Source organism: Haloprofundus marisrubri (assembly GCF_001469955.1).
GTDB lineage: Archaea > Halobacteriota > Halobacteria > Halobacteriales > Haloferacaceae > Haloprofundus > Haloprofundus marisrubri.
The window spans coordinates 405,300-430,035 of the sequence record NZ_LOPU01000018.1 but is presented as its reverse complement, the minus strand read 5'-3'; the positions used below and the strand labels follow the sequence as shown (position 1 = coordinate 430,035).

Here is a 24,736-nt window from a genome sequence, read left to right as displayed (position 1 = left end):
GAAATCCTCGTCTGTCATGAATCCTCGGAGAGCTCCCGGTCGATATCTTCCTGTGTGAAATCGAAGAACGCCTCGTCGTCGGGGAGGTCGACGTCGAGTACGTCCAGTTTACGTCGCTTGCCGTCCCGGTCGAACGCGCGCCAGTCGTTCCAGCCGTACGGCGCGCCGACGATGATGTGGGCGTCGCCGTTGCCAAACGTTCCCAAGTCGGCGTCGCTCGGGCGTAGTACGCCGTTCGGATGCGAGTGGACCGACCCGACGGCGTGTCTGTCGTTCGGCACCATACTCGTCTTCACCGTCGCGCTCACGGGGTTCGACTCGGTTCCCGGAATCACGAGTACGTCGGTGATGACCGTGCCGTCGCGGTCGAGACCGAGGTCACGGGCGTCCTCGCCGCGGAGAAAGCCCATGTACTCGTTGGGATGGGTCTCTTCGGAGGCTTCGAGGACGAATTCGAGCGTCTCGGCGGCGATGCCGAGAATCTCACTCGACCGGAACAGCCGCATACCACACACTCCTACCCGTCGCCTTCTAAGGGTTCCGGAAGGGTCGCCGCCCCGTATTCACCCCACGTACAACCCGAGTTCGTTCCGGGTTTACTCCGAGTTTGGCTTGGCTCCCACCGACTCCGACGAGGTGCGTCGAGCACCGGCCCGTCGGGACAGGATGTAAAGCTTAAGGCGGGACCCCCACGTAGCACGTCCATGACCGATGACACCGCCGGAGACTCCGGCGCAGGGTCGGATTCGAGACCCGTCGTCTACGACCTCGCTCCCGACTGCACGGCCGCAGACGTGGAGACCGGGGCACTGTACCACGCCGTCGTCAACGGCGTCGTCGACTACGGCGTCTTCGTCGATATCTCCGACAACGTCTCCGGCCTCGTCCACGAATCGAACCTCGACGACTCCTACGACGTCGGCGACAGCTTCGTCGTCGAACTCGTCGAAATCAAAGAGAACGGCGACATCGCCTTCGACGAGGCCGGCGTCGACGACTACCGGACCGAGACGGTCGACCACGAACCGGATATCACGTCCATCGCGTCGCTGTCGACCGGCACCGACGCGACCATCGAAGGCCGCGTCGCCCAGATAAAACAGACCGGCGGCCCGACCATCTTCCACGTCGCCGACGACACCGGCATCGTCTCCTGTGCGGCCTTCGACGAGGCTGGCGTCCGTGCGTACCCCGACGTCGACCTCGAAGACCTCGTCCGCATCGACGGCCACGTCGAAACCCACGACGGGACGACGCAGGTCGAAGTCTCCTCGCTCAGCGAACTCGACGGAGAACGCGCCGAGACGGTTCGAGAGCGACTCGACGCCGCCTTCGAGGAGCGTGCAGAGCCACACACCGTCGACCCGCTCGTCGAGTGGCCAGCGTTCGAGAAACTCCGCGACGACCTCCGCGACGTCGCCCGTCTGCTCCGACAGACCGTGTTGGAGGGACGCCCGATTCGCGTTCGCCACCACGCCGACGGCGACGGCATGTGCGCGTCGATTCCGGTCCAACTGGCGCTCGAAAACTTCATCGCCGACGTCCACGAGAACCCCGACGCGCCGCGACACCTGTTCAAGCGCCTCCCGAGCAAAGCGCCGTTCTACGAGATGGAGGACGTGACGCGCGACCTGAACTTCGCACTCGAAGGGCAGGCCCGCCACGGACAGAAACTGCCGCTGCTTCTGATGCTCGACAACGGTAGCACCGAGGAGGACGTGCCCGCGTATCAGAACCTCGCGCACTACGACATGCCCATCGCCGTCGTCGACCACCACCACCCCGACCCGGAGGCGGTCGAACCGCTGCTCGACGCCCACGTCAACCCGTACCTGTACGACGAGGACTACCGCATCACCACCGGGATGATGTGCGTCGAACTCGCGCGGATGATAGACCCAGACATCACCGACGAACTCCGCCACGTGCCCGCCGTCGCGGGACTCGCGGACCGCTCGAAAGCCGAAGTGATGGACGAGTTCGTCGAACTCGCCGAACAACAGGGCTACGACCGCGACGACCTCGGTGACATCGGCGAGGCGCTCGACTACGCCGCCCACTGGCTTCGCTACAGCGAGGGCAAAGCGCTCGTCAACGACGTGCTCAACGTCGGCTGTGACGACGACACTCGGCATCGGGAACTCGTCGAGTTCCTCTCGGAAAGCGCCGAACGCGACGTGGCCGACCAACTCGACGCCGTCGAAGACCACGTCGAACACGAGCGTCTCAAGAGCGACGCCCACCTCTACACCGTCGACCTAGACAACTTCGCGCACCGCTTTACCTACCCTGCGCCCGGGAAGACGACGGGCGAACTCCACGACCGCAAAGTTCGGGAGACGGGCGAACCCGTCATCACCATCGGCTACGGCCCGGACTTCGCCGTGCTCCGCTCGGACGGCGTCCGCCTCGACATCCCGCAGATGGTCGCCGAACTCAACGACGAAGTGAAAGGCGGCGGCGTCTCCGGCGGCGGCCACCTCGTCGTCGGCTCCATCAAGTTCGTCAAAGGCATGCGCGAGGAGGTCATCGACAGCCTCGTCGAGAAGATGGCCGAAGCCGACATCGACGACGAACTGTCGAGTACGGCCGCGCTGGACTAAGCGAGTAACTCACTCGAACCGTATCTCTCTCGTTCCCACGACTACGGCCAGCGCCGCGGCTGCGACGACGGCGACACCGATGCCGACGGGGAACGACGGGGACTGGTCGCCGCTGGCGCGCCAGTCGGCCGTGAACACCTCGCCGTAGTACGCTGCCGGTTCCTCACCGTCGAGGGCGACGACGACTTCCCGATTCTCTCGCGCGGAGTGATTGTTCCAGTTGAGACTGCCGACGAGCGCCGTCTCGCCGTCGACGACGACGCCTTTCGCGTGGACTTTCCCGTATCTGCCCTGCGGGTCGGCCACCCGGACCGACAGCGGCGCGTCGTTGCGGTCGGCCCAGTCGTTCAGTCTCGCAGCCAGCGCGCTGTTCTCTTCTTCGACGTACCACGCCCCCGAGAGGAGGATTCGAACGCGGACGCCCCGTTCTGCGGCCCGCATCGTTTCCCGGACGAACGGCTGACGGACGCCGCCGACGGTCGGTTGCAGCACGTCGATAGAGTTCTCCGCTCCTGCGAGTCCGGCGACAACGGCGGATTCCGCGTTTCCGGGTGCGGTGAGCAGTCGCACGCGTTCGGCGTCGACGCGCCGAGAGTCGAACTCGCCCCCGTACGAGTCGGTCGCGGGTTCGGGTTCGACGAACGACGCGTTCCGTCGGTAGTTGGACCACCGAACCGCGTCACGCCAGCCGAAATCGGCCTCGAACACCGCCGCGAGTTCGTTCGCCGTCTCCGCGTCGTCGACGCGGACACCCCAGCCTCGGCTGTCGTGGCCGCCGGTGCCGCCGGGTTTCCAGTTCTCGGTGAGGACTAACGCAGCGTCGTCGCTGACGGCGTACTTGGGGTGGTGGTAACTGAAGCGGGCGCGTTCGCCGTGGACGACGCGAACCTCGACACCTGTGGCCGTGAGGTTGTCCAGCAGTCGGGTTTGGCGTTTCGAGACGCCCCCGACGGGACCACCCTCGACGAGAACGCGTACGTCGACGCCGCGGGCGTGGGCACGGCGGAGCGCCGATGCAGCGCGTTCGGAGGTGAACGTGTAGCCTGCGAGATACAGTCTCTCGTCGGCGCCGCGGAGCGTTTCGAGCGGTACTTCCGGGGAATCGGGGAGGACGAACGCCGTCGCGTTCGCTGGGCCAGTCTCGACGGCCGGCCGTGGCTCGAACCCGCGCGGCCGCCAGTGCGGGTCGGCGTCACGGAGCCACCGTTCGCCGCTCGGCGCGCGTCCGTACGCGAGTTCGTCGACGACGCGACCCTCGTGGCTGAGTACGAGACGCTCGCCCGCGTTCGACAGCGAGAGGCCAGCCTCGACGACTGGCACGCTCGTCAGGTTCCGGACGACCGCCGGGTCGGCCGCGAGTGCGATGCGACCAGACGACGGAACCGAGACGGTCGATTCGCCGTCCGAGAGCGTCCAGTTTCCTTCGCGCGCGACATCGACGACGACGTACTCGCCCGTATCCTCGTCGCGGACGGGGTTCGGATACAGTTCGACGATGCGGCCGGACGCGTCGGCGTGAGTTTCGTTCGTTCCGACCGTCGCTTCGATGACGCTCGTCGCGGTTGCTGGAGTCGCCGGAGTCGCCGGAGTCGCCGGAGTCGCCGGAGCCGTGGCAGTCACCGGACTCGCCATCGGCGACGCGACTCCCGCACAGAGGGCGAGCAGACAGCAGACGGCGACGAGACGGCGGAACACGACACGGGGTGGTCCCGTCTTCGGACATAAACGTTCGCTTCGGAGTTTTTTTGCCTTCGACAGACGGTGAGACTGTCATGGTCGCTGTTAATCTCGTAATCGGTCTCGAACTGGCGGGCTACGCACTCGGTGCGCTCGGTGGCGTGCTCATCTTCATGGAGTTCTTCCAGGAACCGACGTACGTCGAGTACGACCCCGACTTCAACGGCTACACCATCGATATCTCGCCGCAGGAGGTCCGCGAACACACGTGGTTGGGTCGTCTCGGCGGATTCTCCATCGCGCTGGGATTCGCGCTGCTGTTCCTGTCGACGTTTCTCGCCTGAACCGCTCGGCTAAAACGAAAACCGCGGTCGCGCGTCGTTCTACGCTTTCGGTGCCGTCGTGTCGAGCGACTGCTTCGCCTGCTCGACTTCGTGTTGGACGATAAAGGAGTTCTCGTCGGAGTGGTCGGCGACGGTTTTCAGCGCTTTCTCGGTGCCGATTTGACGGAGTGCCCACGCGGCGCTCGCACGAGCGCTCGGACTCGCGTCGTCTTCGAGGGTGTCGGCCAGCGGGTCGATAGCGCGCGTGTCGCCGATGAGGCCGAGTGCGCGCGCGGCGTGCGGTCGGACGTGGTCGTTGTCCATGACGAGTTTGTCCGCCAGCGGTTGCGTCGCCTCCTCGCTGCCGATTTCGCCGAGCGCTTTGAACGTCACCTTCTGCAGCGCGGGGTCTTTGTCGGTGTCGACGTAGTCGACGAGCGTCTCGACGGCGTCGAGCGCGCCCGTTCCCATCTTTCCAAGCGCCTTGATGCTCGGCTTGTCACGTTTCTGTGCGCGCTGGTGCATCGCATCGAACGCACGGGCGTCGTTCATCCGCGTGATGGTTTCGAGGCAGTGGCGCTCCATGAAGTCCGACTGGAGGCTGTCGAGTGCGAGCAGTATCATCTCGACGTTGCCCTGTTTCTCGTGTTCCTTCAGTGCGCTCCACTCCGGAGGGTAATCCTTGTGGTGGCCGAGTACGTCGTAGAAGCCTTCGGCTTCGAGTTGCTCGCGCGTCTCCAAGTCGTCCCACTCTTGGGCGTCTTCGAGGTCCGACTCCAGCGAGTCGGTCGCCTCCAACAGCGCCGCGATGGTCTCTTCGTCTTCGTCGGCGTCGAGGTCCGCGCTCTCGACGGCCGAAATCACGTCGTCGAGGGCGGCCAGCAGCGCGCTCTCGTCGTCGCCCGAAGGCGAAAACTCGCCGTCGAGAATCTCGGAGACCTCGGCGGTGAACGACTCGACAGCTTCGACGATTTCGCCTTCGCCGCGGTCGGTCCAGCGGGTGTCCTCGATTTTCGTTTTCGCGCTCTCGACGTCGTCGACGACGTCCTCGGCGTACGGCCCGCGCTGGGATTCGAGGTCGTCACGGAGGTCCGAGAGGCGCGATTCGAGTTCCTCGCGGGGGTCTTCGGCGTCCTCGTCGTCCTCGTCCGGTTCCGGCAGGTCCGCGGCTTCGAGGTCGGCTTCGATGATGTCTAACGTCTGTTCGACCTCGTCGAGGTCGGCTTCCGTCTCCGCCGCGTCGAGTTTCTCCTCGGCGGCGTCGAGACGCTCGTCGAGGCTCTCGGGCGTACTCTCGGAGGATGCATCGGTGGCCGACTCCTCGTCGTCGGGCGCCTCGGTGGGCGTCTCGTCGTCCCCGTCAGTCATATGCTGAATCTCCGCACGTGCGTCAAAAGAGCGTTTCCCTTTGCGGCCCCCCGGAGAGAAAACCGCGGCCACGACCCTACCCGCGCGGGACCATGACGAACCCGCGCCGTTCGTGGCCGCTGTGTGCCGGTCAGACGTACTATGCTAACGACCAGCATGTTACTAGTACACACCCAACTATATGCATCTATCGCGGCGTATCACCGCAAGCGAATCACAGTGTCTTTGACCAACTCCGCGGATTTGCAGGCCATGACGACCGTCGCAGCGGTTCAACTGGCCGTAGAGGACCTCGACGTCGACGCGAACCTCGACAGCGTCGCTCGGCGAACGAGCGCACTTGCCGACCGGGTCGACGTCGCCGTGTTCCCGGAGTACGCACTCACCGGGTTCGTCGGCGACGAGCGGATTCGGGACGTGGCACTTCGACGCGACGGTCCGGAACTCGACCGATTACGCGATATCGCCGCGAGAACGGACACCGCGTTGCTCTGTGGGTTCGTCGAGAGAGGAGACGACGCTGCAGGGGAGACAGACGACACCCCCGAGCACGAGAACGAGTCGGCGCTGTACAACGCCGCCGCCTACGTCCGACCCAGTGGCGAGGTGACCGTCTCGCGGAAACGACACCTCTGGGGCGACGAACGCGAGGTACTCCGTGCCGGGAGCGACCGAACTATCGTCCAAACTCCGGCAGGCCGGACAGGACTCGTCACCTGTTACGAACTGAACTTCGTCGAGGACAGCGCCGCGTTCACCCGCGAACGAGTCGACTCGCTGTTCGTCGTCGGTGCGTGGCCCGCCGCCTACAGCGAGAACTGGCGACTGCTCCTGCGCGCCCGGGCCCTCGACGGCGTCCGCTGGGTCGTCGGCGCGGGTCGCACCGGCCGGAAAACGCTCGACGACGCGGGGGTCGAGTACGCCGGTCGCTCGGCCGTCGTCAGACCGGACGGCACCGTCGCCGCCGCACTGAGTCGGGACGAACGTGACCTCGTCGTCGACCTCGACGCCGAGATACTGGCCGAACAGCGGTCGCTCGTCGGAATATTCGACGAGTGAGACCGGGCGAAACGCCGGACCTCGAACTCCGACAGCCGGTACGTTCTGAGACAAATTTTCGGTACAGTACGAACACTTCCGTGACAGAGCGAGAAAGGATTTTTTGGAAAACCAAAAAGGAATTTCCACAGACTCAACTTTTAAGTGGGTGGCGTCCGTACGATGGAACGCTATGAGCACGCAGAAAACCGTCCGTCAGCCGGCCGACGAGGTCGAGGAGACGGCGCTTCGCATCGAGAAAGACAAAGCCGAACAGATTATCGACGCGCTCAACACCGACCTCGCCAACGCGTACGTTCTCTACCACCAACTGAAGAAGCACCACTGGAACGTCGAAGGCGCGGAGTTCCTCGAACTCCACCGCTTCCTCGAAGAGGCGTACGAACACGTCGAGGAGGGTGCCGACATCATCGCCGAACGCGCACAGGCACTCGGCGGTGTTCCGGTCGCAGGTCCGTCGAACCAAGAAGAGCGTGCGACCGTCGAGTTCGAGGGCGAGGACGTCTACGACGTTCGCACTTCGCTGCACAACGACCTCGAGATGTACGGTGACATCATCGAGGACCTCCGCGAACACATCCAACTCGCGGGCAACCTCGGCGACCCGGCGACGGAGGAGATTCTCCGCACCATTCTGGTCGAAGTCGAAGAAGACGCCCACCACATCGAGCACTACCTCGAAGACGACACGCTCGTGCTCGAAGAAGCGACGCACTGAAGCGGGGGTTCGTCGGCCGACCGGACGATTCTTTCTTTTTTGACCCCGAAGCGACAGCGCTAGAAGTCGTACTCGCCGTGAACGGTGCGGACCTAAAACCGGCGCTCCGAGACTCGAAGTGAGAGACGCAGCGACCCCGAGCGGGGGACCGAGTGCAGATGCCGCGTCGAGGTGCTAGGGTTACCGTTCGAGGGAGACGGTGAAATCGGTCGCTATCCAGCCGTCGTTGTTGCCGTCTTCGGTGAATACGGTTCGATTCTGTGAGGTTTGACACGCCGAAACGCAGAACTCGGGTTCCGCTGGGTTCGCGGAGTCGTCGTCGCGGGCGTCGGAAACAGCCATGGTCGTGTTAGGTGAGCCTAAAGCAAAATATGTTTTGGTTGCCCTAAATCGAAACCGGGGAAGAACTATCAGTTTTGGAACCAGAACTGCGTCGGAACCACACCGACGATGAGCCTACAGCGCCATCCACTCGGTCGTGAGCGCTCGGTCGGGGAATCGCCATCGGTGTTCCGGTGTTCCGTCGCAGACCTGTAGTTCGACGACGGCGTCGAACGAGTCCGCGAGTTCGTCGACACGCGGGTCGTCGCTCGACGCCGAGAGATGGAAGTGCGCCATCCCACTGACGGATTTGACTCGGCCACCGACGACGCTGAGGAAGCGACGGACCGACTGGTCTCCGTGTTCGTCGACGAGTGGGGACAGCGAATCGAAGCAGAGTCGCAACTCCCCGGCATCGAGGGATGCCGACCGTTCGAAGGCGGTGACGGCGTCGCCGATAGCCCACGACAACGACCCGAGGTCGTCGGCTTCGACGTACTCGGTTGCGACCGGACCGCCGAGATTCGACCCGGGGAGTCCTTCGTCCGCAGTCGCACTTCGGACGATGGCCGACTGCGAGACGACGCGGAGCGAGTCGGCATCTCGAGAGCCGTTACCGAGGCGTTCGTGGGTGTACACGCCGTCGGTGAACACGAACAGTCGTTTTCGTGACTCGGCTACCGCATCGCCGAGGAACCGGCGGGAGAGCGCCTGTCGGGCGTCGAGTGCCGTGTTTCCCACGACCAATACGTTGCACCCCCGGCGCTTCAACTCCGAGAGCGTCTCTGTGACGGAATTTTGCCCGGGAGCGTTCATTATTCGAAAAAAGATGACCGTCCGTATAATAAATATTGTGGGTAGCGGTAGACCGACGATTCGGTAGGCGTTTTGTCGATGCCTGCGTAGCACCGACGATGACCGATTCGCTGTTCAGTCCCCTGACCCTGCGCGGGACGCAGATTCCGAACCGCGTGATGGTGTCGCCGATGTGTCAGTACTCCTCGCCGGATGGCGTCGCTACCGACTGGCATCGCGTCCACCTCGGGAGCAGAGCTGTCGGTGGCGCAGGCGTCGTGATGACCGAAGCGACGGCAGTCTCTCCGGAAGGTCGCATCTCGCCGGACGACCTCGGCATCTGGACGCAGGAACAGGCGGATGCACTCGCACCTATCGCGTCGTTCATCAGTTCGCAGGGGAGTCATCCGGCGATTCAGTTGGCCCACGCCGGGCGGAAGGCGAGTACCCACCGACCGTGGGACGGTGGCGGTCCCGTTTCGCCCGAGGAGCGAGGCTGGGAAGTGTACGGCCCGACCGACGCACCCTGGCCGCGCGAGGAGTCGTACCCGAAGACGCACGCACTGGACACCGACGACCTCGAAGTCGTCGTCAACCAGTTCGCCGACGCCGCCAGACGCGCCCACCTCGCCGGCTTCGAAATCGCGGAGGTTCACGCGGCACACGGGTACCTGCTCCACGAGTTCCTCTCGCCGGTGACGAACACCCGCGACGACGAGTACGGCGGCAGTTTCGAGAACCGGACGCGACTCGTCCGCGAGGTCACCGCCGCGGTGCGCGCGGTCTGGCCGGACGACAAGCCCGTCTTCGTCCGCATCTCGGCGACAGACTGGCTTCCGGACCGCGAGTCGTGGGACCTCGAACAGTCGGTCCGTCTCGCACCGCTGCTCAGAGAAGCCGGCGCTGACCTCATCGACGTGAGTACCGGTGGTATTCATCCCGACCAGCAGATTACGAACACGGGCGCGGGCTATCAGGTCCAATTCGCCGAATCCATCCGCGAGGAGACGAAGATGCCCGTCGGCGCGGTGGGGAAAATAACCGAGGCAGAGCAAGCTGACCAACTGATTCGCAACGACCGTGCCGACCTCGCTATCGTCGGCCGCGAACATCTCCGTGACCCGTACTTCACGCTGCACGCCGCCGAGAAACTCGGTGTCGACGTCGACTGGCCGGTGCAGTACCGGCGCGCGTAATCGACAGTCAACGTTCCGTCGCTGACGGGCGTGTCGCATCGCCGACTCTCGCCGCGTCGCTGTCGATTCGGACGAAGCCTTATTCCCCTCAGCTACGCAACGTGAACGTATGAGCCGCCGTGACGACGACCTCGAAGACCTCCTCTCGGAGTTAGAGGAGACACTGTCGGAACTCCGCACCGAACTCCGTGAGGAACAGGCTCCCCGCCGCCGCCCTTTCGAGCCACCGACGCCGAAAGATATCCTCAGATTCACCGAGGAGTACACCATCCCGACGGTCATCTCGACGCTGGAGGCGACGATTCAGGCGCTGGAACTGTTCCAGCGCCTGCTCCGCTTGGCCGACCCCGAGCGCGCAATACGCGAGGAGACGGAGAACGCCCGCGAGACGACGCGCCGCCGCGCCGACGACGTGGGCCGCGTCGCCGCCGACGGACTGGAGCGTGCGCTCACCGAACTCCAGCGAGCGCTCTCGGAGGCCGACCTCCCCGAAGAGGGCGAATCCCGCGACATCATCGAAGACGCACGCGACCTCTCTCGGGACATCGAAGAGCGCATCGCCGACAGCCAGAGACGGACGCGCGACTCGGAGCGCCGACGCGACCGGTCGGAGAACCGAACTCGCACGGACCGACGACACCGAGAGACGACGCGACGGAACGGTCGTGACGACGCCTTCGAGGACGGCGCAGTCAGAATCAGTGTCAGCGACGCGGAAGGAGACGACGACGAGGCCGATGCCGACGCTAACGACACGGACGCTGAGGAGTCGGCAGAGTCGGCGGACGAAGCGGACGAACCACCGGCAGTCGACATCGAGTCGGAACTCGACTCGATTCGCGACGAAGTCGAACGGGCCGAGCGCGGCGAAGAGCCGAGACCCGACGACGACGAGAAGTAGCGTCGCTGGTCGCGTAGAGCGAACAGACGGTAGACGAAGTCGAAAACGCACGGCGAGTCACCGTACTCCCGACTCGGCCGTCGTGCGCGACTTTTCAGGTCACGGGCGGCGGTGGTCGCCCTCTCGTCCAAAAACGTTCGTACTTAGCAGCAGCAACAAGGGACGCAGCACGGTGAGCAACAGGAGTCCCGGTAGTCGCTGGTCGACGCCTCACAGCAGTTCGTGTCAGTGCAATCAGTCGATGTCACGAGAGACGATACGGCCGCCGATTGGATATATCGGACCGTTTCTCCAGATATCTGTAGTTTCTGCGCGGAAACTCCCCGACGGGGTTTAGGCCGCGTGCGCGCCTATCGGAACTGATGGATAACGCCGACACCGACGCCGACGACTGGCAAGCACTCTGGCATCACCTCCACGAGGCGCTCGGCGGGAAGTGGGCCCTGCACGTCCTTCGACTGCTCTCGGAGCGAGACGCCGGGTTCAACGAGATACGCCGCGAACTCGGCGGCGTGACGGCGAAGACGCTCTCGACGCGCCTCGACGAACTTCGGTGCCGCGGGTTCGTCAGTCGAACCGTCGTTGCGACGTCGCCGCCGCGAACGCGTTACGCGTTGACGCCGGCGGGCGAGCGATTCGTCTCGGTGCTTCGGGAGGTCGAACCGCTGGTCTCGGTGGTCGACTGTGACTGTAATGGAGTCGAAAACTGCGACGTGCTCACCGTCGATGCCGACGCGACGGCGACCTGTGTGGAAGGCTGTTGACCCCCGCCTGTCGGGCTACTCGACGGGCCGGAACCGGTAGCCGTCCCACGCTTGGCTCTCCTTCTCGCGGATACCGGCGTCGGGGTCACGGAGTTCCGCGGCGTAGACGGGTTCGACATCGTCGCCGATGTCGACGTCGGTGTCTTGGGATTCGAGTTGGCCGATGGCGCGAACCGGTTCGCCGTCGACGTCGAACTCGACGATAGCCAGCGAGTTCGGTTCGCGGACGCCCGGGGGCGTGGCGGTGCTCGTGGTCCACGTGACGACTGTCGCCGTGTACTCGCTCAAATCGACTGTCTCGACCGGCTCTTTTCCATCGGGGCCGATGGGGTGCGGTGGGTAGGTGATGCTGCCGTCGGCGTACCGTGCCGCTTTCATGGGTGGGTTCTCCGTTGGGGTGTCGCTCATCGTTCCGCCTCCAGAATCGTCGTCGTGACGCAGTTGCCGAACCCGCCGACGTTGCAGGCGAGACCGACGTCGGCGTCGACCTGTCTGTCACCCGCGTCGCGGGTGAGTTGCTTGTAAATCTCGTACACCTGTGCGACGCCGGACGCGCCGAGGGGGTGACCCTTCGACTTCAATCCTCCAGACGTGTTGATGGGCAGTTCGCCGTCGCGGTCGGTGACGCCGTCTTCGACGGCCTTCCAGCCCTCGCCTTTCTCGAAGAAGCCGAGGTCTTCGGACTGGAGGAATTCGAGGATGGTGAACATGTCGTGCAGTTCGGCCACGTCGATATCCTCGGGGCCGAGGTCGGCCATCTCGTAGGCGATTTCGCTCGAATTGACGACGCCGCCCATCGTCGTCGGGTCGGCGCGTTCGTGGACGACGTGGGTGTCGGTCGCACCGCCGATACCCGAGACGACGGCGTACTCGTCGGTGTACTCGCGGGCGACGGACTCGGGGCAGAACAGAAGCGCCGCGCTCCCGTCGGTGATGGGACAGAAGTCGTAGAGGCGAAGCGGGTCGGCGACGACCGGCGAGTCCAACACCGTGTCGAGGTCGACCTCCTTTCTGAACTGCGCGTGGGGGTTGTCGACGCCGTTTTTGTGATTCTTGACGGCGACCTTACCGAGACTCTCGCGCGGGGCGTCGTACTCGTGCAGGTAGAGTCGGGCGGTCAGCCCTGCGAAACTCGGGAGCGTGACGCCGTGTTTGTACTCGACGGGGTGGGTGAGCGAGGCGATGACGTCGGTCGATTCGGCCGTCGTGCGGTGGGTCATCTTCTCGCCGCCGACGAGCAGCGTCATCTCGCTCGCACCGGAGGCGACCGACTGCCACGCGGCGTACGTTCCTGCACCGCCCGACGACGAGGTCTGGTCGATACGGGCGGTGTAGGCGGGCATCGCCGCGAGGTCGTGTGCGAGCGCGTTCGGGACGCCGGTTTGGCCCTCGAACTCGCCGCTTGCCATATTCGAGACGTAGAGGTGGTCAATCGCGTCGGGTGCGACGCCCGCGTCGTCGAGACAGGCCTGTCCGGCCTCCGCGAGCAACTCGCGTATCCAAGCGTCGCGCTGCCCGAACTGGGTCATCGACGCACCGATAATCGCTACGCGTTCCATACCGGACGCGTGCGGGCCACCCGCTTACCGGTTTCCCTTCTCGCAGCGAGAATCAGCCACCGGGGCGGGGGTCGGAACGGCCGAGGGCATCGAAACACGAACATCTCAACTGTTTTAGTAGCCCGTCCGCAAGACACTCGTATGCAGATGAAAGACGCTGTCGCCACCGCCGGCACCGTCGCCAGCCTCGTGCTGCTCGTCGTCGTCGCGGTTCCGTATCTCGTCGTCACCAACCCGGAAGCGCCGCTGTCGGCGTACTACGCCGCCGGGTCGGTCGGCGCCAACAGCGTCGCGTTCCTCGCCGTTATCGCCGCCGTCGTCTTTCTGTCGGGTCCCCGCGGCAACGCCGAACCGGACCTCGTCGCGGGCATCGCCGTCGTCCTCGGCTTGGCGATGGTCGTTCTGTCGCTGCTGTGGGCGACGGCCATCGACGAGACGCTGCTGTTCAGTTTCCCGCCGGAGGCGGCGTGGATAGAGTATCACCGCTGGGCCGTCGTCGCGCTCTCGGCTGTCGTCGCCGTCGTCGCCGGCGTCTACGCCCGCGAAGTGCTCTAAGTCGGTTGAGTGGGCTATCGAGGCTTCAATAGCCCGAACAGTGAATTCGACATCGACGGCGTCGCCACCACTACGCCGTCTTCGTGTTCTCGCAGGCGGGAGTCGAAAGGCCCTTAAGTGGGAGTGGAGTAACTCCGAGTGGACTAGGTCGGGCAGTTAGGCCCTGCTCTCTTACCCGCCATAGAGTCTTTAGCGGGGACCGAACGTCGGGTGCGTCCGGTCAGACCGGTACGGGCCCCGAAAGCCAACGTAGAAACCTCGTCCTGCGGGGACAGCGGCTTCGTGTCGCTCGTCCGCAGGGGCGAACCGTCACGATTCATCGACGGTACTGGGTCAGGCGCGGAAGCGAGCAGCCCACCGTCGGACGTGCGTCGCTCGTAGGATCGCGGGGTGGAGGAGGCAACCGGGATTCCCCGTGCCGGAACGCCGGGCAACCCCGACCGTCCGCATTCATACCGTTTTCACACCGGCGAGCGATTGCTGTCGGTACCGATGGTACCGGCATTGCGACGCTGTGGACCGCCGACTCCGGAACCGATAGGTTCCGCTGTTCCTAACGACGAGCCATGAGCGAAGCCAGCGCCGGCGACGTCGAAGCGCGCTACTACGAGACCGACGGCGAGCGTATCGTGGAGTTCGCCCGCGACGGCCGGACCGCCGCCATCGCCCAGAACATCGAGGGCTACGCGATGTTGAAAGTCCGACCGACCGCCGACGGCGACGAACTCGAACGCTACTACGGCTTCGACATGGCGCTCGACCACGCCGCCGAACTGCTCGGCGTCGCCGTCCACGACCTACCCGTCCCCGACGACGCCAGCGACATGGGGATGTGAGCGTCGAAAACAGACGGAGAGCGACAGAGAGCGACAGAGAGCGATAGAGAGCGGCTCAGCGGCCCCAGTAGAACCGCGGCGCGAGAAACATGTACGCCAGCGCCAAGAACAGCAGGCCGAAGGCGAACCCGCCGCCGAGACGGTGCGGGAACAGAATCGCCAGCGCCTGTACGACGCCCATCACGAGCGCATCTTGGGTGTGTAAGTCGGGGTACGGAACCGTCGTCACCATCAACACCGCGAGCAGCGCCGTCAGTCCCACGAGCGGGAACGGGTCGGTGAAGCCGACGAGAACGCCCGCAGCGAGAATCGTCGCCGCGAGCGTCGTCGGCACGCCGCGCGTCTGCGCGGAGTCTGCGTCGTGAGCGGTGTACATCCCCAGTCGAGTCACCGCCATTACGACGAACAGCGCCGCGATGGCGACGGAGATGGTGACACGAAGCGAGTCGAATCCCCACGCCGCCCGAACCGCGGCGACGACGACCATCGCGGGGGCGACGCCGAAGGAGGCGACGTCGGCCAGCGAGTCGAGATACGGACCGGCGTCGGTGCCGCCGTAGCGCCGCGCGAGCACACCGTCGAGGCCGTCTGCGACGGCCGCGAGAAGGATGAGTCTCGCGGCGAGACCCGGCGAGACGCTCGCGAGGGCGACGGCGAGAAACCCCAGTCCGGCGTTGCCGACGGTGACCACGTCGGCGATGCCTAACCGTCCGACGACGAACCGGGAGTGCATGTGTTCGCGGTTGCAGAGGTGCGGTATACGTTTTTACATCCACAGTCGGGGCCGCGGTTTCGACGGGCAGACCAAGCCCCCTTTATCCGACCAGTACCGAGATGCAGCCATGAAGCGACGCACGTTCCTCGCGGCGGCCGGGGCGGCCGGTATCACGGCGCTCGCGGGGTGTGGGAGCGCGGGCGGACAGGGCCAAAACTACGACGTCGGGATGACGGCGATGGCGTTCGACCCTGCCGAAATCACCGTCTCCGTCGGCGAGGAAGTCGTCTGGCAGAACACGAGTACGCGTGACCACACGGTCACCGCTTACGAGAACTCCATCCCCAAGGAAGCGGAGTACTTCGCCAGCGGCGACTACGAGAGCGAGCAGGCCGCCCGCGACGCTTGGCGCAGCGAGTTCGGCGGCGCATTGAACAACGGCGACACGTTCGCGCACACCTTCGAGGTGCCCGGTCGGTACGAATACGTCTGCATCCCCCACGAGCGAAGCGGGATGGTCGGGTCGGTTATCGTCGAAGAAGGCGGTAGCTCCGGGAATCAGTCGGAGTAACGCGGCGGCTCGTCGGTCGGTATCGAGAAAAATCGGGTTTTCGAGTTTTCGGGAGTTCTCCGAGTTCGTCGCGTCGACGGCGAATTACTCGGCGTCGGCGACTTCTTCGGCCACGTCGGACTCGTCGACGTCGACGGAGACTTCCTCTTCGGCTTCGACCTCTTCTGGTCGTGCCTCAAGCGAGAGCTTCTGGACCTCGACCCGGCGGAGCGGGTAGATGGTCTTCGCTTCGCCGTAGATGGCCGAGGAGAGTCGACCTTCGACGACGCTGTCGATGAGTTGCTCGAAGCTACGGTCCTCGGCGGCCTCGTGAACGAGGTCGATCATGACGCGACGGATGGCCTGCTCCTGACTGCGGTCGGCCTTCTTCGTCGTGAACGCCACGGGTTGGACCTGCATGCGGTAGTCGTCGGTCGTCAGCACGGTGACGTTCGCCTCGACTTTCGAGGCGCCGCGGCGAACCAGACTGCGCAGGTAGTCGCGCGTCAGTTCGTGCTGGATGAACTCGGTGTACGCCGAGTCCGACCCCACGTCGTTGATTTTGAACGTGAGTTTCGTGTTGTTCGCGCCGGCGTCGTCGGTGAGTTCGCCGAGCGTGGTCTCGATAGTGCGTCCGTACACCATCTCCGTTTCCTCTGCGACGGTTTTGCCGAGTTCGGCCCGGTCGAACTGCTCGGGCGCGAGCACGGAGTACCATCGCTTGCCTCGTTTCTGCTTGGATACTGAACGTTCGCTCATGTTGTGTCTGTAGCTGCGTCGATGACGGCCTCTGCGACCGTCAGGTTCACCACGTAGTCGTCGACCGTGGCCTGCAGGCCGCCGGTCGTCTCCCGCTCGATGTCGGTGACGATGCGATTGTCGTCGACGTCGGTCGTCATCGAGTCGGTGTCGTCGGGGGCGAGTGCGGCGGCGACGAGCGCCGCCTCCTCGTGCGTCGTCTCGACGCGGGCGGTTCGCGCGCCCGACTCCGAGTTCGTCTCACTCGTGCGCGTCATGCGCGGAGTGCCTCCCGAAACGCCGCGGTGAACGGGTGGTGGTCAGTGGTCGATGCGTCCGGTGGAGTCGTCGCGTCGGTGTCCGTTCCGTCCGTCTCGTCCAGTTCGTCCGTTTCCTCGGTGTCGAAGCGCGCTTCGCCGGCGTCACTTCGTCCGTAGCCCGTGCCGTCGAGTTCGGCGGCGGCCGTGGCCATCGTCTCCCCCAGTCGTCTGGGTTCGACGCTGGCGGCGGCGGCGACGCCGTCGCCGACGGCGAGCACGACCGGTTCCGGCGACCGGAAGTCGCGGACCAGTCGCGCAATCGTCGCCAACACGCCGAGCGATTCGGCACCGAGGCCGGTGCGCACGACGAAGCAGTCGGCGAATCGAGCCGTCTCGGCCTCGTGCAGGACGGTGTGGGCTTCGAGCGCGTGGTTGCGCCACGCGTCGAGTGCGGCCTGCCGCGTCGCGTCGGTGTGGTGGCCGAGTGCGAGTGCGATGCCGGTTCCGGGGCGTTCCCGGGCGGCACAGCAGAGCACGTCGGCGTAGCCTTCGACCGTCTCGAACGGTCCCTCGGGCGTTTCGTACGGCCGGAGGGAGCGTTCGAGTGTCTCGACCGCCCGCGGCGTCGCGTCTCCGTCCGTCGCGTCCAGCGCGACGAGAGAAGCGAGTCGGCGACGGGCGTCGTCGTCGAGTTCGGCCGGAAGGTCGGCCTCGGCGAGCATCGCCCGCGACGACTCTACATCGCCCGAGAAGGGCGCGTAGAGGAGCGTCGAATGGGCGAGGCCGTCGGCGAGGTCACCGACCGGAACGCCGACGCCGGGGCGTCGAGTGACACCGCCGGATTCGGCGGCCGCTCGAAGCGTGTCGTACTCGTCGGCGGTCGGCAACGCACCGGCGGCGACGATGCCCGCGAGAGCGAGCGTCGGCGTCGGCGTGTCCCCGAGTTCGCGCGCAGCGCGGTACGCTACGAGCGTCGCCGGCGAGTCCTCGCCGGGTACGGCAAGCGGTGCGTTGGTCGCACCGACGGAGACGACGGTGTCGTCGGTGTCGGCGGCGACAGCGGTCGTCGGATTCGGTCGGAGTTGGACGTGGAACGGGATGTCAGCGCTCCGCAGCGCACGTGCGAGGATGCCACTCGCGGCCAGCGAGTCGCCGTCGGCGCGCGCGACGACCCGGACGAACGGGGCGTCGGCGAGCGCCGCAGCGACGGCGGCGGGGGCAGTCTCGGAGGTGGCGGAGCGCGTCGTCGACATCAGTTATTCGAGAAGTTCGACGGCGACGTCGTAGCTGTAGCGGAACGACGGGTCGAGCGCGTCGCCTCGGTAGTAGTTGACGAGGCGGCGAATCTTCGACTCGGTGTTCTGCAGGGCGCGACGGTTCTGGTGGTCCTGCTGGTTCTCCTGAACGTGTTCACGCAGGCGAACCGCGCGCTGCATCAGGTTCTTGAGGTCCTCGGGGAGTTCGTCTTTCGCGTCGTTCTCCTCGAGAATCTCGGTGACTTTCTTGCCGGTCGCGAGCTTGACGTTCGGGACCGGGGTGCCTTTGACGCCTTCGTCGCGCAGTTTCAGGCCGATAACGCTGGGGTCGTGGCCCTGCTCTGCGAGTTCGACGACGCGCTGTTCGACGTCGTCTGCGTCGACGTCACTCCACTCGGGGGCTTCGTCTGTCACCGGGCGGTCCGAACCGGACGAGCCGCGGCGACGGGTATGCATTCGTGCCATAGTTCGAAATTGGAACGGCACTGACCGCAGAAAGCGTGACCGACGGCTGTCGGTGCACTTCCGCAATCCCAAGCCCGGAGAGAGAACCCGGACGAGTCAGAGTTGCGGCCGTGCTGTTCCCACGAGTGGGTTCCGCCGTCGGACGTTAAACCGTTTCGACTCGTGACGCTCGTCGTGGCCGTCGTCGTCGACGACCGTTCACCAGACGGCGTGCGGATGCGACGCAAACGCCCCCACGAGTCGAAGCCCTTATTAATCGGTCAGAGATACGTATGAGTGCAGACGCGGGCTCATAGATCAGTGGTAGATCGTTCCCTTGGCAGGGGAAAGGCCGCGGGTTCAAATCCCGCTGAGTCCACTTCCCTTCGTTCGTTTTCGCTCACTTCGGTCAGCGGACTCACCGTACCTCGCAAACGTTCGCGTTTGCTCAGTCCCGCTGAGTCCACTCTCGTTTCTTCGTCTCACTTCGTAGTGAGCGGAGCGAGCACGTCCGAGCGTCTCAGCTCCCGCCGAGCGACATTCCTTCTATCGTCGAGAGCGAGACGAACGACTGCTTCCGTCGCGGATTCGTCGTCCGGAACGACCGACAGTCGTCGCTAACGTGATAACGACTAACACGCACGGCGTGGCCTCTCCCGATATGCCACGAGAGATTCTGGTACCGACGGACGGGTCGCCGCTTTCCGAGGATGCGTTCGAGCACGCGTTGGGGGCCTTCCCCGACGACGACATCACCTTGCTACACGTCGTCGATTCGCGGTACACCGGCCCCGACGACGACGAACTCCACCCCGAACGGCTGTTCACCTCCTTGGTCGATATCGCACGACAGCGTGGAGTAGAAGTGAGAACTGAGACGCGAGTTGGACGCCCGAGTCGTGAAATCGTCGCCTACAGCGAGGAGAGCGACGTCGACGAAATCGTAGTCGGGAGTCACGGACGAGAGCGAGCCTCACGTATTCTGCTCGGGAGCGTCGCCGAGCGCGTGTTGCGACGTGCGCCCGTCCCGGTGACCGTCGTCCACCCGCACCAGCGCCGCGGAGACAAACATCACGTCGTCGCCGTCGACGGCTCCGAACAGTCGACGAAGGCTGTCGAATACGCGGCCTCGACGTTTCCGGACGTCGAAACGACGCTCGTTCACGCGATGGACCCGATGGAGACGTACTACGGCGAGGGGCAACTCGTCTACGCCGAGGAGGAGTACGAGCGAATCGAAACGAAGGCCAAAGAGCTGTTGGCGGACGCACGGGAGCACGCCGAAGCACACGGTGTGACTGTGACGACGACGACGGTCGTCGAGTGGGGGCCGAACCGACCGGCGGACGCGATTCTCGACTACGTCGAATCGAACGACGTCGACCACGTGTTTCTCGGCAGTCACGGTCGAAGCGGCGCATCCCGAATCTTGTTCGGGAGCGTTGCCGAGACGGTTGCGAGGCGGTCACCAGCACCCGTAACCGTCGTGCGGTAGGTCCGTTCCGACTCAGACCAGCGGGAGCATCGCCGACCCGACGAGGACGACGACCAGTCCGGTCACCGAGATAATCGTCGTGAGGGCCGTCCAGGTTTTCAGCGTCTCAGCCTGAGTCAGCCCACAGATTTCCTTGACCAACCAGAACCCGCTGTCGGGGTACCACGAGCAGATGTTGCCGCCGGCCCCGATAGCCATCACCAGATACGCCGGGTGGACGGCGAGTCCACCCGCCAGCGGAGCCATGATTCCCGCCGTCGTCAGCATCGCAACCGTCGCCGACCCCTGTGCGATACGGACGGCGGCAGCGATGAGCCACGCAGTGATGAGGAGGTTGATGCCGATTTCGCTCAGTCCACCGGCGATGTAATCGCCGATGCCGGCCGCGGCGAGCATCGCGCCGAACGCGCCACCCATGCAGGTAATGGCGGCGATGTGCCCGCCGTTTTTGAGCGACTCGACGATAGCGTCGGTCCACTGTTCGTGCGAGAGGTCACGGTGGCGACGGTACGTCCACGCCGCCATCAGCGCCGCCGCAGTCAGTGCGAAGTTCGGGTTGCCGATGAACTCGGTGAGCGGAATCACCGCAGCGCCCTCGCCGAGGAACGTCGTGGCGATGGTGTTCGAGGCGACGAAGAAGACGGCGATGAGAATCGGCGCCAGCGACTCCAAGACACCGGGAAGTGCCGTCACGGAGCGGTCGGAGAGTTCCTCCAGTTCCTCCATACTGCTGCCCATCGACTCCCGAAGCGGGATGTCGAGACGGCTGTTTATCAGGCGGCCGTAGCCGATACCGGCGACCAGCGCCGAGGGGATGGCGACGCCCAACCCGACGACGATAGTGAGGCCGAGGTTCGCGCCGGGAATCTGGTCCGCCACGGCGAGCGGTCCGGGCGTCGGCGGCACGAACACGTGTGTCGTCGCCGCGCCGGCACCGACGACGACGATGTAGAGTGCGTAGTTCTTCCCGATGCGCGAGCGCATCGAACGGGCCAACGGTGCCATCAGGTAGAACACGTTGTCGAAGAACACCGGTACCGCGAGCACGGAGCTACTGCCCCAGAGCGCGATGTCGGCGTTGTCGCGGCCGAGAAGCGCCGTGAAGCCTCGGACGATTCGCTCTGCGGCCCCGCTCGACATCATGCCTTTGCCGATTATCGCAGCCATCAGAATCGGAATCCCGATGCCCGCCATGTTCTCGCCGAACGCCGTCGCAGTCCGCGAGGCGATTTCGGTGAGCGGAACGCCGGGAGCGACGAGTCCGACGGCGAAGGTGGCGATAATCAGTCCAATCAGTGCCGGCAGGTCCCAGTACGCGAGCAGCAGGACGACTACTGCGATACCGACCGCGAACGCGACCAGCGGGCTATGCGGATACGCCATTGTTCCTACACGTGGTGTATCGTTCAGTATGAATCCTGTGGAAATACGCAGTTTTTTCGAACAAAATTAATTATAATCCGGAAGATGTGTGTTTTCTTATTTATTTCTACAGTTGGTACTTCGAGTACAGCCACCGCAGTCGCTCCGCCACGAGACGAATCAGTCTGTCGGCTACGAGTCCGTCGCCGCCTCGCTTTTCCCGTTCGCCGCCCTGTACTCCGTATGCGACGAACGACGAAACAACTGCTCGCCGCCGCCGGTGGCGCACTCGCACTCTGGACTGGGTGGGGCGTCTACTCCACGTACAGCGCCGAACGGGTTCCGTACGAGACAGTCGCGGAGTACGGCGACGTGGAGATACGTCGGTATCCGCAGGCGGTGCTCGTCGAGACGGCGGCCGACGACGAGGAGACGGCGTTCCGCCGACTGTTCCGCTACATCGCGGGCGCGAACACTGTCGGCGAGGAGGTGTCGATGACAACACCCGTCGCCACCGACAAATCCGGTGAGGAACTGTCGATGACGACGCCAGTTCGGACCGAAGAGAGCGAACAAGTGTCGATGACCGCACCGGTCCGCACCGACGACGAACGGGGGCGGGTGACGATGGCGTTCTACCTCCCCGCCGACTACACCCCCGCCACCGCGCCGACGCCGACGAACTCGCAAGTGAGACTCGTCGTCGAACCGTCTCGAACTGTCGCCGTCCGCCAGTTTTCGTGGTTTGCGACCGACAGCCGGGTGCGACGCCAGCGAGAGAAACTCCTCGACGGACTCGACGACGCGGGCGTCGAACCCTTGGGTGAACCGCACCTCCTGCAGTACAACGACCCGTACACGCCGCCGTTCATGCGGCGAAACGAAGTCGCCGTCGAGGTGACGTGGGACGAGGCCGACTGAACGGCTCCATCCTGCTGTTCAGTTGAAAATAATTTCTGCTTCACCGATATATTTATTTCAGTGAAGGCGAGTTAGCGACGCATGAAACGAGGGGGGAGTGAACGGACTCACGAGCGTGCGGTGTCCGAAGTCGTGGGGTACATCTTGCTGACGGGGATGGTCGCCGCCGGTGCCGTCGCCGTCGCGTTCGCGGGCGGAACGGCAATGGACTCACTGACCTCCCAGAGCGACCAAGAGGTGGCACAACTGGCCGCAAGCGAAGTCGACAGTCGTCTGAGTTCGCTCACCAGCGCCGACGTGGACTCCGCGCGATTCGTCGCCACGCGGTCACAGTACAACGACGTGACGCTCGTCAACGGCGGTGACGCCGGATACGTCGACGTCGAAGTCAACGGCGGCGTCTGTCAGGCACGGGTGCCGCTGGACTCGCTACAGTACGAACGCAACGGACAGATACTCGCGTACGAAGGCGGCGGCGTCTGGCAGAAATCGACGAGTGGCGCGAGCAGTTCGATGCGCTCACCGCCCGCACTGCACATCAGCAACGGCACCGTCGACCTCACCGTCGTCGAGATGAACGGCCGACTCACCGGCCGGGAGATACAGTTCACCGAGCGAACGGACGCCTCTGCGTCGAGAACCGCCGATATCGAGTCGGCGCTGTTCGACCGGGCAAACGGCTGTCACCGGCCGAACTCGGTGACGATTACGGTCCAAAGCGAGTTCTACCAGGCGTGGGCGAACTACCTCCAGTCGCAGTCCGGCAAGAGCGTGACCGTCGACGACGACGCGGAGACGGCAAGCGTTCACCTCGCGCAAGACGACCTGCCGCAGTCGGTCGACGACGAGAAGAACAGGGTCGTCGACCTCTCGGACCCCTCGAAGACGACGGTCGACAGGGCCGCAGGCACGATTACCGTCGACAAGAACGCCGGCAACGAGTACACGGCGATTGGCCGACCGCTCGGTGAAGGCGTCCAGCGAAGCCACGTAACGACGTTCGACGGCGACGTCGTCTACCGGGAACCGCTCGACGTGGTGTTCGTCGTCGACGAGTCCGGGTCGATGGACTGGGAGGCCGACGGCGACTCCGACGCCGATAGCTGTCACCGCTTCGGGGGGTCGCGACAGGAGTACTACTGGTACAACGGGCGCGCCTACGAGAACTACCGACATCCGGGCTGTGTGAACAAGATGGACAAAGCGAAGCAGGCGGCGAAGTCGTTCGTCGGCCAGTTGAACACGACGACCGACCGTGCCGGCGTCGTCGGGTTCGCAAACGCCGAGCAGACACGGTTCGTCGTCACCGACGAGGGGACGTACATCTCGAACGAGTTCGGCGACGCCGGCGTCAACGGGAGTATCGACGGCCTCGTCACCGGCGGCGGCACCGAGAGCGCAACCGGGTTGGAGAAGGCCAACGCCATCTTGGACCTCAAGAGCAACAACTCCAGAAAGAAGGTCGTCATCCTCCTCAGCGACGGGCAGGATAGCAACGGCGCGCGCGACCCGCTCGAAGAAGCCAGAATCGCCGCGGACAACGACGTAACCATCCACACCATCGGCTTCGGTTCGGCCGACGAGGAGAAACTGAAGCAGGTCGCCACCCAAACCGGCGGGACGTACCACTTCGCCGAGAGCGCGAACGACCTCGACGCGGTGTTCGAAGAGGTGTTCGCCACGATTTCGGAGACGAAAGTCATCGTCAACGAACCCGTCGCCCTCGACACCGGCGTCGGGGCGACGACGTACCAACCGACGTTCGGCGGCGAACGCGAGTACGTCGCCGCGGCCAACGGCGAGTACAACGTCAACGACCCGACGGCACCGCCGTTTGCGCTCTCGATGCAGACCGACGACGGTGACCTCACCGACATTCGTGCCGTGACCTACGAGTGCGAGGAGTACGAGTCGACGGCTATCGTCCACCAGAACGACACGCTCGGTGACCTCGCCGAGATTCGCTGCGTCGACATCGACGAGTCGACGCGAACCGAACGCCCGCCCTCGGAGAAGAAAATCTACCTCGACGGTGACTCCGCGGCACCGCTGCTCGACGAGTCGTCGGCGTGGTGGAAGGGAGACCTCAGAGACGACACGCTCGTCCGACCCGACGACGAGTCGCTGCTCGACGGCGACCGGTTCGACCTCGCGAGCAACGAAGCGGTCATCGTCTACGACTTCGGCACCGAAGAGGGAGTCAGACAACGACTCGTCATGCTGTACGAAGTCGGGCGCAGCACCGACTCGACGGCCTCCGAAATCATCGACGTGAACGTCGTCGAAACCGACGTCTCGTAAGCAGCCCAAAACTCATCTT

The 24,736-nt window shown here is 64.7% G+C and carries 26 protein-coding genes, 1 tRNA gene and 1 other RNA gene; 15 read left to right on the top strand and 13 right to left on the bottom strand.

Annotated elements, in window-relative coordinates; all coding sequences use genetic code 11:
* Window positions 1-14: 14 nt before the first annotated feature.
* Window positions 15-506 carry a Mov34/MPN/PAD-1 family protein gene (locus tag AUR64_RS07905; protein ID WP_058581383.1) on the bottom strand — a complete coding sequence of 164 codons (492 nt, stop codon included), beginning with the start codon at window positions 504-506 and terminating at the stop codon, window positions 15-17.
* 198 nt (window positions 507-704) lie between these two features.
* Here AUR64_RS07905 and AUR64_RS07900 point away from each other — a divergent pair, with 198 nt between their 5' ends.
* Window positions 705-2,603, top strand: a complete 1,899-nt coding sequence (locus tag AUR64_RS07900; protein ID WP_058581382.1) for a DHH family phosphoesterase — start codon at window positions 705-707, stop codon at window positions 2,601-2,603.
* Window positions 2,604-2,612: 9 nt separating this feature from the next.
* On the opposite strand, the gene AUR64_RS07895 is transcribed toward AUR64_RS07900, so the two are convergent.
* On the bottom strand, window positions 2,613-4,298 hold the full coding sequence (locus AUR64_RS07895) for a phospholipase D-like domain-containing protein (RefSeq protein ID WP_058581381.1): 1,686 nt from the start codon (window positions 4,296-4,298) through the stop codon (window positions 2,613-2,615).
* A gap of 77 nt (window positions 4,299-4,375) precedes the next feature.
* Here AUR64_RS07895 and AUR64_RS07890 point away from each other — a divergent pair, with 77 nt between their 5' ends.
* A complete protein-coding gene (locus AUR64_RS07890) occupies window positions 4,376-4,624 on the top strand; it encodes a hypothetical protein (RefSeq protein ID WP_058581380.1) in 249 nt (82 codons plus the stop codon).
* Window positions 4,625-4,663: 39 nt separating this feature from the next.
* Here AUR64_RS07890 and AUR64_RS07885 read toward each other — a convergent pair whose 3' ends face one another.
* Window positions 4,664-5,971, bottom strand: coding sequence for a HEAT repeat domain-containing protein (locus tag AUR64_RS07885; protein WP_058581379.1), 1,308 nt, complete (start codon window positions 5,969-5,971; stop codon window positions 4,664-4,666).
* 252 nt (window positions 5,972-6,223) lie between these two features.
* Here AUR64_RS07885 and AUR64_RS07880 point away from each other — a divergent pair, with 252 nt between their 5' ends.
* Window positions 6,224-7,030: a carbon-nitrogen hydrolase family protein gene (locus tag AUR64_RS07880; protein ID WP_058581378.1), complete on the top strand. Its 807-nt coding sequence runs from the start codon at window positions 6,224-6,226 to the stop codon at window positions 7,028-7,030.
* A 172-nt stretch (window positions 7,031-7,202) separates the two neighbouring features.
* Window positions 7,203-7,748: a DNA starvation/stationary phase protection protein DpsA gene (dpsA, locus tag AUR64_RS07875; RefSeq protein ID WP_058581377.1), complete on the top strand. Its 546-nt coding sequence runs from the start codon at window positions 7,203-7,205 to the stop codon at window positions 7,746-7,748.
* A gap of 180 nt (window positions 7,749-7,928) precedes the next feature.
* On the opposite strand, the gene AUR64_RS20905 is transcribed toward dpsA, so the two are convergent.
* Entirely contained in the window at window positions 7,929-8,090 is a 162-nt protein-coding gene (locus AUR64_RS20905) for a hypothetical protein (protein WP_169794660.1), read from the bottom strand.
* A 114-nt stretch (window positions 8,091-8,204) separates the two neighbouring features.
* The gene (locus AUR64_RS07870) at window positions 8,205-8,885 is read right to left on the bottom strand and encodes a DUF7504 family protein (RefSeq protein ID WP_071391230.1); all 681 of its coding nucleotides are present in this window, start codon (window positions 8,883-8,885) and stop codon (window positions 8,205-8,207) included.
* Window positions 8,886-8,983: 98 nt separating this feature from the next.
* Between AUR64_RS07870 and AUR64_RS07865 the strand changes: the two genes are divergently transcribed.
* The 3 genes from AUR64_RS07865 to AUR64_RS07855 all read left to right on the top strand — a co-directional run bounded on the left by AUR64_RS07865 (window position 8,984) and on the right by AUR64_RS07855 (window position 11,725).
* Complete coding sequence (locus tag AUR64_RS07865; protein WP_058581375.1) at window positions 8,984-10,060, top strand: NADH:flavin oxidoreductase/NADH oxidase; 1,077 nt, start codon at window positions 8,984-8,986, stop codon at window positions 10,058-10,060.
* A 109-nt stretch (window positions 10,061-10,169) separates the two neighbouring features.
* Window positions 10,170-10,961, top strand: a complete 792-nt coding sequence (locus AUR64_RS07860) for a DUF7547 family protein (protein WP_058581374.1) — start codon at window positions 10,170-10,172, stop codon at window positions 10,959-10,961.
* 362 nt (window positions 10,962-11,323) lie between these two features.
* Entirely contained in the window at window positions 11,324-11,725 is a 402-nt protein-coding gene (locus AUR64_RS07855; RefSeq protein ID WP_058581373.1) for a winged helix-turn-helix transcriptional regulator, read from the top strand.
* 15 nt (window positions 11,726-11,740) lie between these two features.
* On the opposite strand, the gene AUR64_RS07850 is transcribed toward AUR64_RS07855, so the two are convergent.
* Both AUR64_RS07850 and AUR64_RS07845 read right to left on the bottom strand, forming a co-directional pair.
* Window positions 11,741-12,133: an OB-fold domain-containing protein gene (locus AUR64_RS07850; protein ID WP_058581372.1), complete on the bottom strand. Its 393-nt coding sequence runs from the start codon at window positions 12,131-12,133 to the stop codon at window positions 11,741-11,743.
* Window positions 12,130-13,284 (bottom strand): thiolase family protein, encoded by a 1,155-nt coding sequence (locus AUR64_RS07845; protein WP_058581371.1) that lies wholly within the window; start codon window positions 13,282-13,284, stop codon window positions 12,130-12,132. The genes AUR64_RS07850 and AUR64_RS07845 overlap by 4 nt, the downstream gene beginning before the upstream one ends.
* Before the next feature lie 141 nt (window positions 13,285-13,425).
* On the opposite strand from AUR64_RS07845, the gene AUR64_RS07840 reads away from it, so the two are divergent.
* From AUR64_RS07840 to AUR64_RS07835, 3 genes are all read left to right on the top strand, one after another.
* Entirely contained in the window at window positions 13,426-13,839 is a 414-nt protein-coding gene (locus AUR64_RS07840; RefSeq protein ID WP_071391229.1) for a DUF7548 family protein, read from the top strand.
* A gap of 136 nt (window positions 13,840-13,975) precedes the next feature.
* Window positions 13,976-14,289, top strand: an RNA gene (gene ffs / locus AUR64_RS19625) — signal recognition particle sRNA.
* 116 nt (window positions 14,290-14,405) lie between these two features.
* Window positions 14,406-14,675: a DUF7111 family protein gene (locus AUR64_RS07835; protein ID WP_058581370.1), complete on the top strand. Its 270-nt coding sequence runs from the start codon at window positions 14,406-14,408 to the stop codon at window positions 14,673-14,675.
* A 55-nt stretch (window positions 14,676-14,730) separates the two neighbouring features.
* Here the strand turns inward: AUR64_RS07835 and AUR64_RS07830 are convergent, their stop codons facing one another.
* Window positions 14,731-15,408, bottom strand: coding sequence for a protein sorting system archaetidylserine synthase (locus tag AUR64_RS07830; protein WP_058581369.1), 678 nt, complete (start codon window positions 15,406-15,408; stop codon window positions 14,731-14,733).
* Window positions 15,409-15,517: 109 nt separating this feature from the next.
* On the opposite strand from AUR64_RS07830, the gene AUR64_RS07825 reads away from it, so the two are divergent.
* The gene (locus AUR64_RS07825) at window positions 15,518-15,961 is read left to right on the top strand and encodes a cupredoxin domain-containing protein (protein WP_058581368.1); all 444 of its coding nucleotides are present in this window, start codon (window positions 15,518-15,520) and stop codon (window positions 15,959-15,961) included.
* Window positions 15,962-16,045: 84 nt separating this feature from the next.
* Here the strand turns inward: AUR64_RS07825 and AUR64_RS07820 are convergent, their stop codons facing one another.
* Genes AUR64_RS07820 through AUR64_RS07805 form a run of 4 tightly spaced genes read right to left on the bottom strand, consistent with a single transcriptional unit; the run spans window position 16,046 to window position 18,659 of the window.
* Window positions 16,046-16,699 carry a 30S ribosomal protein S3ae gene (locus tag AUR64_RS07820; RefSeq protein ID WP_058581367.1) on the bottom strand — a complete coding sequence of 218 codons (654 nt, stop codon included), beginning with the start codon at window positions 16,697-16,699 and terminating at the stop codon, window positions 16,046-16,048.
* Window positions 16,696-16,956 (bottom strand): KEOPS complex subunit Pcc1, encoded by a 261-nt coding sequence (locus tag AUR64_RS07815; RefSeq protein WP_058581366.1) that lies wholly within the window; start codon window positions 16,954-16,956, stop codon window positions 16,696-16,698. The genes AUR64_RS07820 and AUR64_RS07815 overlap by 4 nt, the downstream gene beginning before the upstream one ends.
* Window positions 16,953-18,191 carry a hypothetical protein gene (locus AUR64_RS07810; RefSeq protein WP_071391228.1) on the bottom strand — a complete coding sequence of 413 codons (1,239 nt, stop codon included), beginning with the start codon at window positions 18,189-18,191 and terminating at the stop codon, window positions 16,953-16,955. Before AUR64_RS07810 ends, AUR64_RS07815 begins: the two co-directional genes overlap by 4 nt.
* A gap of 3 nt (window positions 18,192-18,194) precedes the next feature.
* A complete protein-coding gene (locus tag AUR64_RS07805; RefSeq protein ID WP_058581365.1) occupies window positions 18,195-18,659 on the bottom strand; it encodes a 30S ribosomal protein S15 in 465 nt (154 codons plus the stop codon).
* 286 nt (window positions 18,660-18,945) lie between these two features.
* On the opposite strand from AUR64_RS07805, the gene AUR64_RS07800 reads away from it, so the two are divergent.
* Both AUR64_RS07800 and AUR64_RS07795 read left to right on the top strand, forming a co-directional pair.
* Window positions 18,946-19,017: transfer RNA gene (locus AUR64_RS07800), tRNA-Ala, on the top strand.
* A gap of 282 nt (window positions 19,018-19,299) precedes the next feature.
* The gene (locus AUR64_RS07795; RefSeq protein ID WP_058581364.1) at window positions 19,300-20,133 is read left to right on the top strand and encodes a universal stress protein; all 834 of its coding nucleotides are present in this window, start codon (window positions 19,300-19,302) and stop codon (window positions 20,131-20,133) included.
* Between the two features lie 12 nt (window positions 20,134-20,145).
* On the opposite strand, the gene AUR64_RS07790 is transcribed toward AUR64_RS07795, so the two are convergent.
* Entirely contained in the window at window positions 20,146-21,516 is a 1,371-nt protein-coding gene (locus tag AUR64_RS07790; protein WP_058581363.1) for a GntP family permease, read from the bottom strand.
* A 222-nt stretch (window positions 21,517-21,738) separates the two neighbouring features.
* Between AUR64_RS07790 and AUR64_RS07785 the strand changes: the two genes are divergently transcribed.
* Both AUR64_RS07785 and AUR64_RS07780 read left to right on the top strand, forming a co-directional pair.
* Window positions 21,739-22,416: an SOUL family heme-binding protein gene (locus AUR64_RS07785; protein ID WP_058581362.1), complete on the top strand. Its 678-nt coding sequence runs from the start codon at window positions 21,739-21,741 to the stop codon at window positions 22,414-22,416.
* An 81-nt stretch (window positions 22,417-22,497) separates the two neighbouring features.
* Window positions 22,498-24,717, top strand: a complete 2,220-nt coding sequence (locus AUR64_RS07780; protein ID WP_058581361.1) for a vWA domain-containing protein — start codon at window positions 22,498-22,500, stop codon at window positions 24,715-24,717.
* The last annotated feature ends 19 nt before the right edge of the window (window positions 24,718-24,736 follow it).